This is a genomic window from Pseudotabrizicola sp. L79 (assembly GCF_036553525.1).
Classification (GTDB): Bacteria; Pseudomonadota; Alphaproteobacteria; order Rhodobacterales; family Rhodobacteraceae; genus Pseudotabrizicola.
The window spans coordinates 125,253-140,249 of record NZ_JAZHDA010000057.1 but is presented as its reverse complement, the minus strand read 5'-3'; the positions used below and the strand labels follow the sequence as shown (position 1 = coordinate 140,249).

The 14,997-nt window shown below is 61.1% G+C and carries 15 protein-coding genes and 3 tRNA genes; 11 read left to right on the top strand and 7 right to left on the bottom strand.

The window, feature by feature from the left end; all coding sequences use genetic code 11:
• Positions 1 to 5: 5 nt before the first annotated feature.
• Positions 6 to 563 carry a hypothetical protein gene (locus tag V3C85_RS18920; RefSeq protein WP_331797104.1) on the bottom strand — a complete coding sequence of 186 codons (558 nt, stop codon included), beginning with the start codon at positions 561 to 563 and terminating at the stop codon, positions 6 to 8.
• Entirely contained in the window at positions 560 to 1,810 is a 1,251-nt protein-coding gene (locus V3C85_RS18915) for a Zn-dependent hydrolase (protein ID WP_331797103.1), read from the bottom strand. The genes V3C85_RS18920 and V3C85_RS18915 overlap by 4 nt, the downstream gene beginning before the upstream one ends.
• 138 nt (positions 1,811 to 1,948) lie before the next feature.
• On the opposite strand from V3C85_RS18915, the gene V3C85_RS18910 reads away from it, so the two are divergent.
• Positions 1,949 to 2,596, top strand: coding sequence for a TetR family transcriptional regulator C-terminal domain-containing protein (locus V3C85_RS18910; protein ID WP_331797102.1), 648 nt, complete (start codon positions 1,949 to 1,951; stop codon positions 2,594 to 2,596).
• 4 nt (positions 2,597 to 2,600) lie between these two features.
• On the opposite strand, the gene epmA is transcribed toward V3C85_RS18910, so the two are convergent.
• Positions 2,601 to 3,644 (bottom strand): EF-P lysine aminoacylase EpmA, encoded by a 1,044-nt coding sequence (epmA, locus tag V3C85_RS18905; RefSeq protein WP_331797101.1) that lies wholly within the window; start codon positions 3,642 to 3,644, stop codon positions 2,601 to 2,603.
• A gap of 109 nt (positions 3,645 to 3,753) precedes the next feature.
• On the opposite strand from epmA, the gene efp reads away from it, so the two are divergent.
• From efp to V3C85_RS18875, 6 genes are all read left to right on the top strand, one after another.
• Complete coding sequence (gene efp / locus V3C85_RS18900) at positions 3,754 to 4,323, top strand: elongation factor P (RefSeq protein WP_331797100.1); 570 nt, start codon at positions 3,754 to 3,756, stop codon at positions 4,321 to 4,323.
• 95 nt (positions 4,324 to 4,418) lie between these two features.
• Positions 4,419 to 5,549 (top strand): tRNA guanosine(34) transglycosylase Tgt, encoded by a 1,131-nt coding sequence (tgt, locus tag V3C85_RS18895; RefSeq protein WP_331797097.1) that lies wholly within the window; start codon positions 4,419 to 4,421, stop codon positions 5,547 to 5,549.
• A 223-nt stretch (positions 5,550 to 5,772) separates the two neighbouring features.
• Positions 5,773 to 8,178, top strand: coding sequence for an endopeptidase La (lon, locus tag V3C85_RS18890; protein WP_331797096.1), 2,406 nt, complete (start codon positions 5,773 to 5,775; stop codon positions 8,176 to 8,178).
• 210 nt (positions 8,179 to 8,388) lie between these two features.
• A complete protein-coding gene (locus V3C85_RS18885; RefSeq protein ID WP_331797095.1) occupies positions 8,389 to 8,820 on the top strand; it encodes an HU family DNA-binding protein in 432 nt (143 codons plus the stop codon).
• Positions 8,821 to 8,833: 13 nt separating this feature from the next.
• A tRNA-Val gene (locus V3C85_RS18880) sits at positions 8,834 to 8,908 on the top strand.
• 100 nt (positions 8,909 to 9,008) lie between these two features.
• Positions 9,009 to 9,084 (top strand) — tRNA-Val (locus V3C85_RS18875).
• Between the two features lie 235 nt (positions 9,085 to 9,319).
• On the opposite strand, the gene V3C85_RS18870 is transcribed toward V3C85_RS18875, so the two are convergent.
• Positions 9,320 to 9,395, bottom strand: a tRNA-Ile gene (locus V3C85_RS18870).
• Between the two features lie 134 nt (positions 9,396 to 9,529).
• Here V3C85_RS18870 and purM point away from each other — a divergent pair.
• A complete protein-coding gene (purM, locus tag V3C85_RS18865) occupies positions 9,530 to 10,591 on the top strand; it encodes a phosphoribosylformylglycinamidine cyclo-ligase (protein WP_331797094.1) in 1,062 nt (353 codons plus the stop codon).
• Positions 10,588 to 11,178: a phosphoribosylglycinamide formyltransferase gene (gene purN, locus V3C85_RS18860; protein ID WP_331797093.1), complete on the top strand. Its 591-nt coding sequence runs from the start codon at positions 10,588 to 10,590 to the stop codon at positions 11,176 to 11,178. The genes purM and purN overlap by 4 nt, the downstream gene beginning before the upstream one ends.
• Before the next feature lie 3 nt (positions 11,179 to 11,181).
• Here purN and V3C85_RS18855 read toward each other — a convergent pair whose 3' ends face one another.
• A complete protein-coding gene (locus V3C85_RS18855; protein ID WP_331797091.1) occupies positions 11,182 to 12,180 on the bottom strand; it encodes a Hint domain-containing protein in 999 nt (332 codons plus the stop codon).
• Positions 12,181 to 12,288: 108 nt separating this feature from the next.
• Positions 12,289 to 12,651, bottom strand: coding sequence for a YbaN family protein (locus tag V3C85_RS18850; protein WP_331797089.1), 363 nt, complete (start codon positions 12,649 to 12,651; stop codon positions 12,289 to 12,291).
• Positions 12,652 to 12,826: 175 nt separating this feature from the next.
• Between V3C85_RS18850 and rnd the strand changes: the two genes are divergently transcribed.
• Positions 12,827 to 13,984 carry a ribonuclease D gene (gene rnd / locus V3C85_RS18845; protein WP_331797246.1) on the top strand — a complete coding sequence of 386 codons (1,158 nt, stop codon included), beginning with the start codon at positions 12,827 to 12,829 and terminating at the stop codon, positions 13,982 to 13,984.
• 9 nt (positions 13,985 to 13,993) lie between these two features.
• On the opposite strand, the gene V3C85_RS18840 is transcribed toward rnd, so the two are convergent.
• On the bottom strand, positions 13,994 to 14,455 hold the full coding sequence (locus V3C85_RS18840; protein ID WP_331797088.1) for a hypothetical protein: 462 nt from the start codon (positions 14,453 to 14,455) through the stop codon (positions 13,994 to 13,996).
• Between the two features lie 122 nt (positions 14,456 to 14,577).
• On the opposite strand from V3C85_RS18840, the gene V3C85_RS18835 reads away from it, so the two are divergent.
• On the top strand, positions 14,578 to 14,988 hold the full coding sequence (locus V3C85_RS18835; RefSeq protein ID WP_331797086.1) for a SufE family protein: 411 nt from the start codon (positions 14,578 to 14,580) through the stop codon (positions 14,986 to 14,988).
• Positions 14,989 to 14,997 lie beyond the last annotated feature (9 nt).

The following is a 14,997-nucleotide window of genomic DNA, read 5'->3' as shown; positions in this document are numbered from 1 at the left end:
CTCCCTTAAGCTGTTATCCGTGAGTAGGCATCATCTAGCCCGCCGATTAAACTCCTTGCGACGGGCTTCTTGAATATCTGATCGTCACCGGTCGTTACGCGAATGCTAAGTGTCCTTCGAACAATAAAGCGTCCAAGCCATCCGCGATTTCCAAGCATTTCGTGAGCAAAGTATTCGAGCCAGTCTCCCGAAGGGCCAAACCGGTCGATGTAGAAAGAGCGAGACTCTGAAAAACCAATCTTAAATGGGAGCTTGGCCTGATCCATATAATGCCCCGGAAAGTGTACGGCGCGGGCTGATCCAAGGAAGTAGTGATGCCAGGCAATCTCTCTTACAACCACGTCACGGTTGCCACTGTTGGTAACTGTTAAGATGATCGCATCTTGGTTGGAGCCGTTAGTCAGCACAAACCATCCCAAGGACGCCGACGGCTGCAGCTGCACACGCACTTGGTCACTAGCGATCCGTAGAGCAGTGCGGGCAGCGTAATAGGTTGCAAACGCCGCCGCCCAAACTCCTAGCACTTCGGCCAAACGCCAGTAATCCATGTCGGCAAAGTTCACCCCACCACCTCCGCCACCTCAAGCACCGTGTGCAGCATCACATCGGTGCCCGCCGCTGCCCATTCGGGGGAAATCTCTTCTGCCTCGTTGTGGCTAAGCCCGTCCACGCAGGGGCACATGATCATCACGGTGGGGAACAGGCGATTGATCCAGCAGGCATCATGGCCCGCGCCCGAGACGATATCCATATGGGAATAGCCCAGCTTTTCAGCCGATTGCCGGACGATCTTGACCAGCCCGTCGTCAAAGGTGACCGGGTCGAAATGGCCCACCGACTCCACCTCGCAGCCAAGGCCCAGTTCGCGGGCCTCGGCATGGGCGGCGCGGATGACCTCGGCCTTCATCGCGTCCAGCTTGGCCTGATCGGGGCTGCGGATATCGACGGTGAACACCGCCTTGCCGGGAATGACGTTTCGGGAATTCGGATAGACATTCGCATGCCCCACGGCCCCGACGGCATTGGGCTGATGGCTCATGGCGATGTGGTGGACGCGCTCGGTGATGCGGGCCATGCCAAGGCCCGCATTCACCCGCATGTGCATGGGCGTGCTGCCGGTATGGGCATCCTTGCCGGTCAGGGTGATTTGCAGCCACCACAGGCCCTGCCCATGGGTCACCACGCCGATGTCGCGGCCCTCGGCCTCAAGGATCGGGCCTTGCTCGATGTGCAATTCGATCATGGCTTTCATCTTGCGGGCGCCGACGGTTTCATCGCCCACCCAGCCGATCCGCTGCAATTCGTCGCCAAAGCGCTTTCCCTCGGCATCGGTGCGGGCATAGGCGTAATCCTGGCTGTGCATCCCGGCAAAGACGCCGCTGGCCAGCATGGCCGGGGCAAAGCGGGTGCCTTCCTCATTGGTCCAGTTGGTGACGACGATCGGGTGTTTGGTCTTGACGCCCAGGTCATTCATCGTGCGCACCACTTCCAGCGCACCCAACACCCCCAGAACCCCGTCATATTTGCCGCCTGTTGGCTGCGTATCCAGATGGCTGCCCATGTAAACGGGCAGGGCATCGGGGTCGGTGCCGGGGCGGGTCATGAACATATTGCCCATGGTATCGACGCCCATGGTCATTCCGGCGGCTTCACACCACGACTTGAACAGATGGCGGCCTTCGTTGTCGGCATCGGTCAGGGTTTGGCGGTTGTTGCCGCCCGCAATGCCGGGGCCGATCTTGGCCATTTCCATCAGGCTGTCCCACAGCCGCGCAGAATTGATGCGGAGGTTTTCTCCGGGTGCTGGCATCAGCTGGCTCTCCCTGTGCTTTGGGGCATCTGGCGCACCCCTCTCTGCCGGCCTTGCGCCGACTCGTTTTCTGACCGTATGGTCAAGATGCAGCGCAACACAAGCTGACCAACCGGTCAACAAATTTCAGACGTCGGAATGAACGAGAACGCCCAAGTTTCGCGCATCGGCAAAGGAAAACGCACGGAAATCCGGCGCGAGAATGAGCGTGTGATCCTGCGATCAGCTGAAAAGGTGTTTGCCGAGGCCGGGTTCGGCGGGGCGACGATGCAATTGATTGCCGATATGGCCGGGCTGCCCAAGGCCAATCTGCATTACTATTTCGCGACGAAAGAGGATCTTTATCGCCGCGTTGTGCAGAACATCTTTGAAATCTGGCTGCATGCGGCGGACAGTTTTGACACGGCTGCCGACCCGGCAGAAGGGATCGGCGCCTATATCGATGCCAAGCTTGAGATCTCGCGCCATCATCCCTTTGGGTCAAAGGTCTGGGCCAGCGAGGTGATGCATGGGGCGCCGGTGATTCAGGATTATCTTGAAATCACGCTGCGCAACTGGACCGAGGGCCGGATCGCGGCCATTCAGCGTTGGGTCGATGAGGGCAAGATGGCCCCGGTCAACCCCCGGCATCTGCTGTATATGATCTGGGCCACAACCCAGCATTACGCCGATTTCGGGCATCAGATCGAAACGCTGAATGCGGGCAAACCCCTGAGTGACCGCCAGTGGCGCGAGGTCAAGGACAGCGTCAAGACCATCATCCTGCGCGGCATCGGCGCTGTGTGATGCCTTAACCCGCGACGGGCACCCACATGACATCGTCGATCCGGGGCGCGCCTGTGGCCAGCATCACCAAACGGTCAAAGCCAAGGGCGATGCCGGATGACGGTGGCATATGGGCAAGGGCAGCGAGGAAATCTTCGTCCACCGGATAGCGCTCTCCATAGACGCGCTGTTTTTCATCCATTTCCGCGGCGAAACGGCGGCGTTGTTCGTCGGGGTTGGTCAACTCGCCAAAGCCATTGGCCAGTTCCACCCCGCAGGCATAAAGCTCGAACCGCTCGGCCACGCGCGGGTCATCGGGGCAGGGGCGGGCCAGGGCAGCCTCGGCCACGGGATAGCGGTCAAGGATCGTTGGGCGACCATGGCCCAGATGGGGTTCGACCTTTTCCACCAGAATGCGCGACAGCATGTCTGACCATGTATCATCGGGCGCAAACCGGATGGCCTGCGCCTGCATCTGCGCCGCCAAGGCCGCTGCCGAAGGCGTGCCGTCGGCGGCAAGCGTAGCCAGCAGGTCGATCTGGGCATAGCGCAAAAACGCCTGCGCCACCGACAGCCGTTCGGGCGTGGCAAAGGGGTCGCAGGAGGAGTCGCGAAACCGAAAGGCGCGCGCCCCGGCAGCGGTGGCGGCAAGCGCCAGAAACGCCGCGCAATCGTCCATCAGCACAGTGTAGTCTTCGCCCACGCGATACCATTCCAGCATGGTGAATTCAGGGCTGTGCAGGGCACCGCGTTCGCGGTTGCGCCAGACATGGGCAAAGGCATGGATTCGGGTTTCGCCCGCTGCCAGCAGCTTTTTCATCGCAAATTCCGGGCTGGTGTGCAGATACATCTGCTGCGGCTGGCCGTCATTGCCGATGGCGGTGGTGGCAAAACCATGCAGATGCGCCTCGTTGCCGGGGCTGATCTGCAAGGCGACCGGGTCTACCTCGGTGAAATCCCGTTCGGCCAGCCAGCCCCGGATCGCCGCCTGTATCCGGTTGCGGGCCAGCAGCAGGGGGCGGCGGTCGGCGTGGCGGTGGGCAGACCAAAAGGGGGTATCGGCGGGCATTGCACGGGCCTTGTTGCAAAGGGGGTGGAAATTCGCGCGAGGATGGGTTAGGCGCGGGGCCAATCATCGCGGCGGATATGTCGCCTTCTCGCAAACTGCAAGGTCAACAATGGTTAAAGTCATCGCCTCTACCCTTCGCAAGGGCAATGTCGTCGATATGGACGGCAGGCTGTATGTCGTGCTGACATCACAGAACATTCACCCCGGCAAGGGCACGCCTGTCACCCAGGTCGATATGCGCCGCATTTCGGATGGCACCAAGGTCAGCGAACGCTGGCGCACGACCGAGCAAGTCGAGCGGGCCACGGTGGATGAGCGCGGGTATAACTTCCTTTATGCTGATGGCGAAGGCTATCACTTCATGGACCCCGAAACCTATGAGCAGCTGGCCGTTTCGGAAGATGTGATCGGTGACGGCAAAGTGTATCTGCAAGAGGGCATGAACTGCTATCTGAAGACTCACGAAGGCATCTGCATCGCCATCGAATTCCCGCAGAAGATCACGGTTGAGATCACCGAGACGGAACCGGTGGTGAAGGGGCAGACGGCCTCGTCGTCCTACAAGCCTGCAATGACGGATTCGGGGCTGCGCGTGATGGTGCCGCCGCATATCGGGCCGGGCACGCGCATCGTGATCAACACCGAAGACAATTCTTACGTCGAACGCGCCAAGGATTGATCCTTGGGGCGATAGGATGGGGCAGGGGGTGGCATCGTGCCGCCCCCTGTTCATTTTGAAGGCCCGCAATCGGGGCGCAGAAAAGGGGCAGGGCAATGGCAACCGGCTTTGGCTTTGAACTGAAGGCAGTTGATGGCGCGGCGCGCACCGGGGTGATCACCACCCCGCGGGGCGAGATCCGCACGCCCGCCTTTATGCCTGTGGGCACGGCGGCCACGGTCAAGGCCATGCTGCCCGAAAGCGTGCGCGCAACGGGGGCCGACATCTTGCTGGGCAACACCTATCACCTGATGCTGCGCCCCACGGCCGAGCGCATTGCCCGTTTGGGCGGTTTGCACAAGTTCATGAATTGGCAGCGCCCGATCTTGACCGACTCGGGCGGGTTTCAGGTGATGAGCCTTGCCGGTTTGCGCAAGCTGACCGAAGAAGGCGTCAGGTTTTCGTCGCATATCGACGGATCTAAACACATGCTCAGCCCCGAACGCAGCATGGAGATTCAAAAGCTGTTGGGCAGTGACATTGTCATGTGTTTTGACGAATGCCCGGCCTTGCCCGCGACCGATGCCGAGGTGGCCAAGTCGATGGCCCTGTCGATGCGTTGGGCGCAACGGTCGCGCGATGCCTTTGGCGATCGCCCGGGCCATGCGCTGTTTGGCATCATGCAAGGCGGCGTCACGCGCGATCTGCGCGAAGAAAGCGCCAAGGCGCTGACTGCGATCGGTTTTGATGGCTATGCCGTGGGGGGTCTTGCCGTGGGCGAGGGCCAAGAGGCGATGTTCGGCGTGTTGGACTATGCCCCCGGTTTTCTGCCCGAGGACAAACCGCGCTATCTGATGGGGGTTGGCAAACCCGATGACATCGTCGGGGCGGTCGAGCGCGGGATCGACATGATGGATTGCGTGCTGCCCAGCCGGTCGGGGCGCACGGGTCAGGCCTGGACGCGACGGGGGCAGGTGAACATCAAGAACGCCCGGCATATGGATGACCCGCGCCCGCTGGATGAAGACTGCACCTGCCCGGCCTGCCGCAACTACAGCCGCGCCTATCTGCACCATGTGTTTCGCGCGCAGGAAATGATCAGCGGCATGCTGCTGACATGGCACAACCTGCATTATTATCAGCAGTTGATGCAGGGCCTGCGGGATGCGATTGCGGCGGGGCATCTGTCGGCCTTTGTGGCGGATTTCCATGCCAGGCGGGCCGAGGGCGACATCGAGCCGCTGTAGGGCGGCACCGCCTGAAAACAGACATTTGCCCGGATTTCCGCCCTTGCGACTGCTGCGCGCTGGGGTCACAATTGCCTGATCGCAGGGCAGACTGATCTGACCTGATCGTTGCGCTGGTTGACTTGCCCCGGATGCCCCCCCAGATATAGGGGGCGAACAGGGGAAGGCCGGGATGCTGCCGATGATCGGGGCCGTGGCTTTCCTGCTAAGAAAGGATACGCGAATGAGCGAAGTGCTTGCCCCCAGCTATCCCGTGTTGCCGCTGCGCGACATCGTGGTGTTTCCGCATATGATCGTTCCGCTGTTTGTCGGGCGCGAAAAATCGGTGCGGGCGCTGGAAGAAGTGATGCAGGATGACAAGCAGATCTTGTTGTCCAGCCAGATCGACCCCACCGTCGATGACCCTGAAACCGATGGAATTTACCGCGTTGGGGTGCTGGCCAATGTGCTGCAACTGCTGAAATTGCCCGATGGCACCGTCAAGGTGCTGGTCGAAGGCAAGACGCGGGTGAAAATCACCGAATTCCTGCCCAACCCCTCATTCTTTGAGGCGCGGTCGGCCGAGTTGACGGAAAATCTGGGCGACAAGGCCGCCATCGATGCGATGCTGCGCGCCGTGGCGGATGAGTTCGAGAAATACGCCAAGATCAAGAAGAACATCCCAGAAGAAGCCCTGTCTGCAGTGGCCGAAGCGCGTGAGCCTGCACGGCTGGCTGACCTTGTTTCGGGGCATCTGGGCATTGAAGTCGGCCAGAAGCAGGCGCTGCTGGAGACGCTGGATGTGTCTGAGCGTCTGGAAAAGGTCTATGGCCACATGCAGGGCGAGATGAGCGTTCTGCAGGTGGAAAAGAAGATCAAGAGCCGCGTCAAATCGCAGATGGAGAAGACGCAGCGCGAATATTATCTGAACGAACAGATGAAGGCGATCCAGCGCGAGTTGGGCGATGGTGAGGATGGCCAGAACGAGGTCACCGAACTGGAAGAGCGTATCGCCAACACCAAGCTGTCGAAAGAAGCCCGTGAAAAGGCCGATGCCGAAGTCAAGAAGCTGAAGACCATGAGCCCGATGAGCGCCGAGGCGACCGTCGTGCGCAACTATCTGGATTGGTTGCTGGGTGTGCCGTGGGGCGTGCGGTCCAAGGTCAAGAAAGATCTGGGTCGGGCGCAAACGGTGCTGGACGCCGATCACCATGGTCTGGAAAAGGTCAAGGAGCGCATCGTCGAATATCTGGCCGTGCAGGCCCGCTCGACCAAGCTGAAAGGCCCGATCATGTGCCTTGTCGGCCCTCCGGGTGTGGGTAAAACCTCGCTGGGGCGGTCTGTGGCCAAGGCGACGGGGCGCGAATTCATTCGCATTTCGTTGGGCGGGGTGCGGGACGAATCTGAAATCCGCGGTCACCGCCGGACCTATATCGGGTCGATGCCCGGCAAGATCATTCAGGCGCTGAAAAAGGCCAAGACGACCAATCCGCTGATCTTGCTGGATGAGATCGACAAGATGGGCCAGGATTTCCGGGGTGATCCGGCCAGTGCGCTGCTGGAGGTTCTGGACCCGGAACAGAACAGCACCTTCGTGGACCACTATCTTGAAGTGGAATACGATCTGTCGAACGTGATGTTCCTGACCACGGCCAACAGCTACAACATGCCGGGCCCGTTGATGGACCGGATGGAGATCATCCCGCTGGCGGGCTATACCGAAGACGAAAAGCGCGAGATTGCGCGCAAGCACCTGCTGCCCAAGCAGATCGCGGCCAATGGCCTGAAAAAGGGTGAGTTTTCGGTGTCGGACGAGGCGCTGACCCATGTCATCCGCTATTACACGCGCGAAGCGGGGGTGCGGAACCTTGAGCGTGAGATTGCAAAACTGGCGCGCAAGGCGGTGACGGATATTCTGAAAGGCAAGACCAAGGCGGTGGATGTCGATCCGGCCAAGGTAGAGGAATATCTTGGGGTGCAGCGCCACCGCTATGGTCTTGCGGAAAACGAGGATCAGGTGGGTGTTGTCACTGGCTTGGCCTGGACCAGCGTGGGCGGCGACCTGCTGCATATCGAGGCGCTGAAACTGCCGGGCAAGGGCCGCATGAAGACCACCGGCAAGCTGGGCGATGTGATGAAGGAATCGATTGATGCGGCGTCAAGCTACGTCCGCTCGATTGCACCGCAGATCGGGGTCAAACCGCCAAAGTTTGACACGATCGACATCCACGTTCACGTCCCCGATGGTGCCACGCCAAAGGATGGGCCGAGTGCCGGTCTGGCGATGGTCACGTCGATTGTTTCCGTGCTGACGGGCATTCCGGTGCGCCGTGACATCGCAATGACAGGCGAGGTGTCGTTGCGGGGCAACGCCATGGCCATCGGCGGGCTGAAGGAAAAGCTGCTGGCGGCCTTGCGCGGGGGCATCAAGACGGTGCTGATCCCACAAGAGAACGAGAAAGATCTGGCCGAGATTCCCGACAACGTGAAGCAGGGCCTGAAGATCATTCCCGTGACCCATGTGCGCGAGGTTTTGGCACAAGCACTGGTTCGGCAGCCAGAGGCTGTGGAATGGGACGAGGCGGCCGAAGAAGCCGCCGCTGCGGCCCGCCGTGCCGCGCCCGAGGCCGCAAGCCCGATGGCGCACTGACAGCGCCATTGCCAAGAAGACGAGAGAGCGCATCCTGGTGATGCGCTCTTCTCGATTTGGGGCGACGAAACGCGTTGCGCAGATCTGCCACAGGCTGGCCCCTTGGCCCCGAAGGCCCTGCAAAGGCCCGTCTTTTCTCGTGGTATTGTTGACAAAGCGGGGATAATCTAACCTCAAGGCGTAACAATCGCTGTGATGAGGGAGTTTTTCATGTCGACCAGAAGCAAGTACAAGTCGGGCCCCAAAGGCATTCCAGCCCCAAAGCCGCAAGATGTGGCAGCGGCCCCGATTGTGGATGCCGGCGCTGATGTCGACACTCTGGCTGCCGATCAGGCAGAGGATGCAGAGGCCAGCACCAAGGACAACGGGTTGAAGCTGCGCGACTTGGTGAACCGGGTGGTCGATGCCACGGGTGCCAAGAAGAAAGATGTGAAACCCGTCGTCGAGGCCACGCTGGAACAACTGGGGGCGGCATTGGCAAAGGGTGAGGAGTTGAACCTGCCGGGCATGGGCAAGGTGCGGGTTGCGCGATCCATCGACAAGGATGGTCGCACGATGATGACTTTGAAAGTGCGTGGCCCGGGCGCGCCCAAAGAAAAAGAGGCAAAAGAAGCCCTTGCGGATACCGAAGAAGCGGTCTAATAGACCCGCCATCGGGCGATTAGCTCAGCGGTAGAGCGCTTCGTTCACATCGAAGATGTCAGCGGTTCAAATCCGTTATCGCCCACCATCATTTTGAAAAAGCGCATCCAACTGGGTGCGCTTTTTCTTTTCCTGACCGCGAACAGGCCTTGCCCAAGCCGAAGCGAGGCGCTAGAGGATGCGCCGTCGGGTGATTAGCTCAGTTGGTAGAGCGCCTCGTTTACACCGAGGATGTCGGGAGTTCGAGTCTCTCATCACCCACCATCCAACCTGCTTTGTTTCTTGGTTCAACGGATTGGTTCCTGCGCCAGCCGCGCGTTAAGTGCGTTGCTGCCTGCGGACCGATCTTCGTAAACGCCTGTGAGAGTAGCCAAGGATTTTGGTGGGTCAGCACAAACCAAAGTTCGACAATGCATGGACAGCATCCTCAGCATCGGCCGTCCCGAAAGCTGGGCTTACGTTGCCGGGGCAAGGCGGTACAGCGCCCGCGCGGGTTTGGTGGTAGGCCCGGAGGGACTCGAACCCCCAACCAAGGCGTTATGAGCGCCCTGCTCTGACCATTGAGCTACAGGCCCCTACCGCGCTTGTGGCTAGCAGATCGTCATGTGCAGTCAAGACGCGTCTGTGCAAAATGCCCTGCCTTTGTTGCACCGCGCGGGCGAAAGGCGTATGGGGGCGCAACTGGCAGAGTCCTTTCAGGAGACGGGCGATGAGCGATGGTAAAACCGCGGGCCATAATGGCCTGACCTATGCCGATGCAGGCGTTGATATCGACGCGGGCAATGCCCTTGTCGAACGCATCAAACCGGCGGCCAAGCGGACCTCGCGGTCGGGCGTGATGGGCGGCTTGGGGGGCTTTGGCGGCTTGTTTGACCTGAAGGCTGCAGGTTTCACAGATCCGGTTCTGGTGGCGGCGACCGATGGGGTGGGCACCAAGTTGCGCATCGCGATCGACACCGGGGTGGTCGATACAATCGGCATCGATCTGGTGGCCATGTGTGTCAACGACCTGGTGTGTCAGGGGGCCGAACCTCTGTTTTTCCTCGATTATTTTGCCACGGGCAAGCTGGATGTCGATCAGGCCACGCGCATCGTCGAAGGCATTGCCGAGGGCTGTGCCCAATCGGGATGCGCCTTGATCGGCGGCGAGACGGCCGAAATGCCGGGCATGTATCACAAGGGTGATTTCGATCTTGCAGGGTTTGCGGTTGGCGCGATGGAGCGGGGGCAAGACTTGCCGCGCGGCGTGCAGGTGGGCGATGTGCTGCTGGGGCTGAAGTCATCGGGCGTGCATTCCAACGGCTATTCCTTTGTGCGCAAGGTGGTAGAGATGTCGGGCCTTGGCTGGGATGCGGCCTCGCCCTTTGGTGCGGGCAGCCTGGGCGAGGCGCTGCTTGCGCCGACCCGGCTTTATGTCAAGCAGGCCCTTGCCGCTGTGCGGGCGGGTGGGGTGCATGGTCTGGCCCATATCACAGGTGGCGGCATCACCGAAAACCCGCCGCGGGTACTAAGCGAAGGCTTGGCCTGCGAGATCGACCTTGGCGCATGGGAGTTGCCGCCAGTGTTCCGCTGGCTGGCCACCACCGCCAGCATGAGCGAGCCGGAATTGCTGAAAACCTTTAACTGCGGGATCGGCATGATGCTGGTCGTGGCCGCCGACCGGGCCGAGGCGATTGCCGGGGTGCTGGCCGAGGCGGGCGAGGATGTGGTGCATCTGGGCCGCATCATCGAAGGGCAGGGGGATGTGGTCTATAAGGGTCGGCTGCTGTGACTCGTGTCGCGCTCCTGATTTCTGGGGGCGGGTCGAACATGCTGCGGCTGGTCGAGGCGATGCAGGCCGAGGGCTTTGCCCGCCCGGTTCTGGTCGCCTCGAATGACCCAGAGGCTGCGGGGCTGGCCAAGGCTGCTGCCCTTGGCATTCCGGTTGCGGCCGTGGATCATCGCAGCTTTGGCAAAGACAGGGCGGGCTTTGAGGCCGAGCTGTTAAAGCCCATTCTGGCCGCCCAACCCGATGTTTTGTGCCTTGCCGGGTTCATGCGCGTTCTGACGCCCGATTTCGTTCGCCGGTTTGAGGGGCGGATGCTGAACATTCACCCGTCGCTGCTGCCCAAATATCCGGGCCTGCACACCCATCAGCGCGCGCTGGATGCGGGTGATACCCAGGCGGGCTGCACCGTGCATCAGGTGACGGCAGAACTGGATGCAGGCCCCATTCTGGGCCAGGCGCGTGTTCCGGTGTTGGCGGGCGATACGGCCGACACTTTGGCTGCGCGGGTTCTGGGGCAAGAACACCGCCTTTATCCCGCTGTTTTGCGCCGATTTGTCGCCGGTGACCGCAGCCTTTTGCAGTTGGGCTGACGATCAGGCAAGCACAAGTCCCGCTGCGGGTTTTGGCATCATGGGGCGGGCAAGCCCCAGACCGGTGCCGCGCTCGGGGCACAAATCGGGAAACAGGCGCGTGATCTCATGGCGTGCCTGCCGGTCAAAGGCTTGCATGGCAAGGCCGCCGGGAAACAGGCTTTCGCTGGCAGATCCTTCGGCCAGGATCACCTGATGGTTTTCGCACAGCAGATGAACATAGGTGACAAAGGGGCGGCGCACCCTGCGCACGGTGGTTCCATTCACCAGATGCGCGGCGGTGGCAAAGACTTCGGGTTCGCCACAGGTCAGTTGCGCCATGGCCCCGGTCACCAGCATGCGATGCTGCGGAGAGACAAGCAATTTGCGCCGGTTGCCCAGAGTGCCCGACGAAATCCGCACGGGGGCCATGCTGGCCAGACCGCAGACCTTGCGTCGCCCTGCCCAAAGAATGGGTTGCAGGCCATTGTCCAGTGTCTGCAATCTGTCACCCGGCCCCAGGGTTTCAACCGGAACGGCGCCGCGCGCTGTTTGGATCAAGGTGCCAGCGACAAAGCACGGAATGGCGGGGGGTGTTGCGGGAAAGCTGGAAAAGGGCAGTTGTTCTGAACGCGGCGGATCGATGCCCGGCCCAATTTGCACCGTGCCCGCGGTGATCGGTGTGGTTTGAATCAGAATGCGCGCCGGGTTTGTGATGATCTGATGCCCGGCCGAGGAGGCACGGCCCTGAAACTGGTCATGCTGCGGGTTCAGGCTTGAATAAATCGGGGGGCTGGGCGGTGTTGTATCGGGCCAGACATAGATATCAATGAATTGGCCATTGGTCAGGCTGGTTTGACCGCTCGACACCTGCCGGACGACCACGCGATAATAGGTGTTCTCATCGCCCAAGGGCTGCACACCCGTCATGACGATCTTCACGCCATTCGAATTCCCTGACGTTGACAGGGAACTGTAGGTCGCGATTTGATCGCCGCGAATGTAGAATTCCTGGGTGGGCATTGACGCCTCTGGCTGCTCAGTGCCTTGATTACAGCAATTTTTATGCAAATTACAGGGGAAAGTCCGCCTGATGTGCGGCTTGCCGCCTTTGTGCCAGCGGGCGCTTTGTTATTGTGCGGGGGCCGAGGGGCGGGTGGCGATCCACAACCCCATGACGCACAGCACCGTGGCCTGTATCCCCAGCACCAGGGGCGCCACCCCCAGCCACAGGCTAAGGGCGAAGGCTGCGGCCATGGCGACAATGGCCGCTACCTTGGCCTTGCGCGGGATCGCCCCGTGTTCGCGCCAGTTGCGGATCGCAGCGCCAAAGACCGGGTGGCGCCACAGCCAGTCATGCAGGCGTGGCGATGATTTGGCAAAACAGGCCGCGGCAAGGATCATCATCGGTGTGGTTGGCACCAGGGGCAGCACAACCCCGGCCAATCCCACGGCGACAGATGCCAATCCCAAACCCAGCCACAAGGGGCGCATGTCATCTTCCTTGCATCGCACATTCCCCGCAAAGATAGGCCCAGATGGCCCCGTGGGAAAGCGAAAGGGGCAAATTTCCTTCCCTTTCGGCGTTTTGGCCCATATAGCGGTAGTGATGCGGGATGCCCCCGCGCTCCGGCCTGCGATGCCGACAAGGATGCCGCCAAAGATGCCCATGCGTACGATCACCACGACCGAAGACCTTGCCGCCTTTTGTCAGGCTGCCAAAGCCGCCCCCTATGTCACCATCGACACCGAGTTTCTGCGCGAGCGCACCTATTGGTCCAAGCTGTGCCTGATCCAGATGGCACTGCCGGGCAAGACCGGCGAGGCGGTCTTGATCGACCCGATCGAGGGCGAGGGCATGAGCCTGGAGCCGCTTTACGACCTGTTCCGCCACAAGGGGACGGTCAAGGTGTTCCACGCGGCCCGGCAGGATCTTGAGATCTTCTTTGTCGAGGGCAATGTCTTTCCCGACCCGCTGTTCGATACCCAGATTGCCGCCATGGTCTGCGGCTTTGGCGAACAGGTCGGCTATGAAACGCTGGTCCGCAAGATTGCCAAGGAAAATCTGGACAAGACCAGCCGCTTTACCGATTGGTCGCGCCGCCCGCTGTCAAATGCGCAAAAGGAATATGCGTTGGCCGATGTCACCCATCTGCGGGTGATCTATGAATGGCTGGCCGCGCAGTTGGAAAAGAATGGCCGCGCCCGCTGGGTGGCCGAGGAATTGGGGGTTCTGACCGACCCCGAAACCTATACCGTCCGCCCGGTAGAGGCGTGGCAGCGCATCAAGACCCGCACCACCTCGGGGCGGTTTCTGGCGCTGGTCAAGGAACTGGCACAGTTTCGCGAAGATTATGCGCAGCGCAACAACGTGCCGCGCAGCCGCGTGATGAAGGATGATGCCCTGCTGGAACTGGCCTCGACCCGGCCGCAATCCACCGAAGAATTGGGGCGGTCGCGGCTGCTGATGCGCGAGGGCCGCAAACCCGAGATCGCCGAAGGTATTCTGGCCGCGATCAAGGCCGGTATGGAAACGCGGCCCGAAGACATGCCGCGCGTGGACAGCAGCAAGGAACAGTTGCAGGTGAACCCGGCCCTGGCCGATCTGTTGCGCGTGCTGCTCAAGGCCAAGTCGGAAAGCCTTGGCGTGGCGCCGCGCCTGATTGCCTCGTCCAGTGATCTGGATGCCATCGCTGCCGGACAGCGGGAAGTGGATGCCCTGAATGGCTGGCGCCATGAGGCATTCGGCGAAGATGCCTTGCGCCTGTGCCGGGGCGAGATTGCCCTGTCGGCCAAAGGATCAGAAGTGCGGGTGGTGCGGTTGTAGGCCAGGCGCTTAGCGCCGCGCACTGCTGGTGCGGGCATTCTTTGCGCCCTGCACCGTGATCTTGGAAATCACCTCAAGCCGTTGCACAGACAGGGTCTTGGCCACCACCACTTCACGAGAGCGGGGCGTGTTCACGCCGGTTTCGGTCAGCGGGGCCAGCAGCCGGAATTCCAGCACCAGATGGGTCGGATCGTCGGTTTCCGTTTCCACCAGTTCGGCATCCCACCAGCCTTGGGTCGGGGTGATCCCTTTGGCCCGCACAATGACACCGCCCGAATAGGGCTCGATCGTCATCGACACGACATCTTCGACCAGAAAGCGCGGGTCTTGTGCCGTTGCGGGGTTCACAAAGGCCTCGGTCGGCTCTGACGGGCCAAACCAGTTGAACGGGTTCAACCGCGAGTCGCGAACCGAACCGCAACTGACCAGAACCAAAAGCGTGGCAAGGGCAACCGAAAGCGAACGTGTCATCGGGGCATCCATCCTGATTTCCCCTTGGGTATCCGATGAAGCGGTCTTTGAAAAGGCCGCGATGGGGGTGGACCTGTGGCTTTCGGCGCATTACCTGCATGGCAAGACAAGGAAAACGCACCATGGCCAACGAAGCCTTTGAAGAACTCGTCGAAACCTTTGCCTTCCTGGACGACTGGGAGGACCGCTATCGCCATGTGATCGACATGGGCAAAGCCATGCCGGCGCTGGACGACAGCTTCAAGGTGCCTGCCTACAAGGTTGACGGCTGCGCCTCTCAGGTCTGGCTGCGGCCCAGCATTTCGGCGGGCAATTTTGAATTCGAAGGTGATTCCGACGCAATGATCGTGCGTGGCCTGATCGCTGTCTTGCACGCGCTTTATGCCGGTGTGCCGGTGGCCGATGTGGCCCAGATCGACGCGCCCGCCGAATTGGCGCGTCTTGGGTTGAACGAGCATCTGTCTTCGCAACGCTCGAACGGGCTGCGCGCCATGGTCGAACGCATCCGCCTGACGGCTGCCCAATCCGCTTGACGCAGCCCG

Bases quoted from the DNA above. Each gene is read 5' to 3' on its own strand.
- V3C85_RS18915 (WP_331797103.1), bottom strand. From the start codon at position 1,810: ATGCCAGCACCCGGAGAAAACCTCCGCATCAATTCTGCGCGGCTGTGG.
- V3C85_RS18910 (WP_331797102.1), top strand. From the start codon at position 1,949: ATGAACGAGAACGCCCAAGTTTCGCGCATCGGCAAAGGAAAACGCACG.
- epmA (WP_331797101.1), bottom strand. From the start codon at position 3,644: ATGCCCGCCGATACCCCCTTTTGGTCTGCCCACCGCCACGCCGACCGC.
- efp (WP_331797100.1), top strand. From the start codon at position 3,754: ATGGTTAAAGTCATCGCCTCTACCCTTCGCAAGGGCAATGTCGTCGAT.
- tgt (WP_331797097.1), top strand. From the start codon at position 4,419: ATGGCAACCGGCTTTGGCTTTGAACTGAAGGCAGTTGATGGCGCGGCG.
- lon (WP_331797096.1), top strand. From the start codon at position 5,773: ATGAGCGAAGTGCTTGCCCCCAGCTATCCCGTGTTGCCGCTGCGCGAC.
- V3C85_RS18885 (WP_331797095.1), top strand. From the start codon at position 8,389: ATGTCGACCAGAAGCAAGTACAAGTCGGGCCCCAAAGGCATTCCAGCC.
- purM (WP_331797094.1), top strand. From the start codon at position 9,530: ATGAGCGATGGTAAAACCGCGGGCCATAATGGCCTGACCTATGCCGAT.
- V3C85_RS18855 (WP_331797091.1), bottom strand. From the start codon at position 12,180: ATGCCCACCCAGGAATTCTACATTCGCGGCGATCAAATCGCGACCTAC.
- V3C85_RS18850 (WP_331797089.1), bottom strand. From the start codon at position 12,651: ATGCGCCCCTTGTGGCTGGGTTTGGGATTGGCATCTGTCGCCGTGGGA.
- rnd (WP_331797246.1), top strand. From the start codon at position 12,827: ATGCGTACGATCACCACGACCGAAGACCTTGCCGCCTTTTGTCAGGCT.
- V3C85_RS18840 (WP_331797088.1), bottom strand. From the start codon at position 14,455: ATGACACGTTCGCTTTCGGTTGCCCTTGCCACGCTTTTGGTTCTGGTC.
- V3C85_RS18835 (WP_331797086.1), top strand. From the start codon at position 14,578: ATGGCCAACGAAGCCTTTGAAGAACTCGTCGAAACCTTTGCCTTCCTG.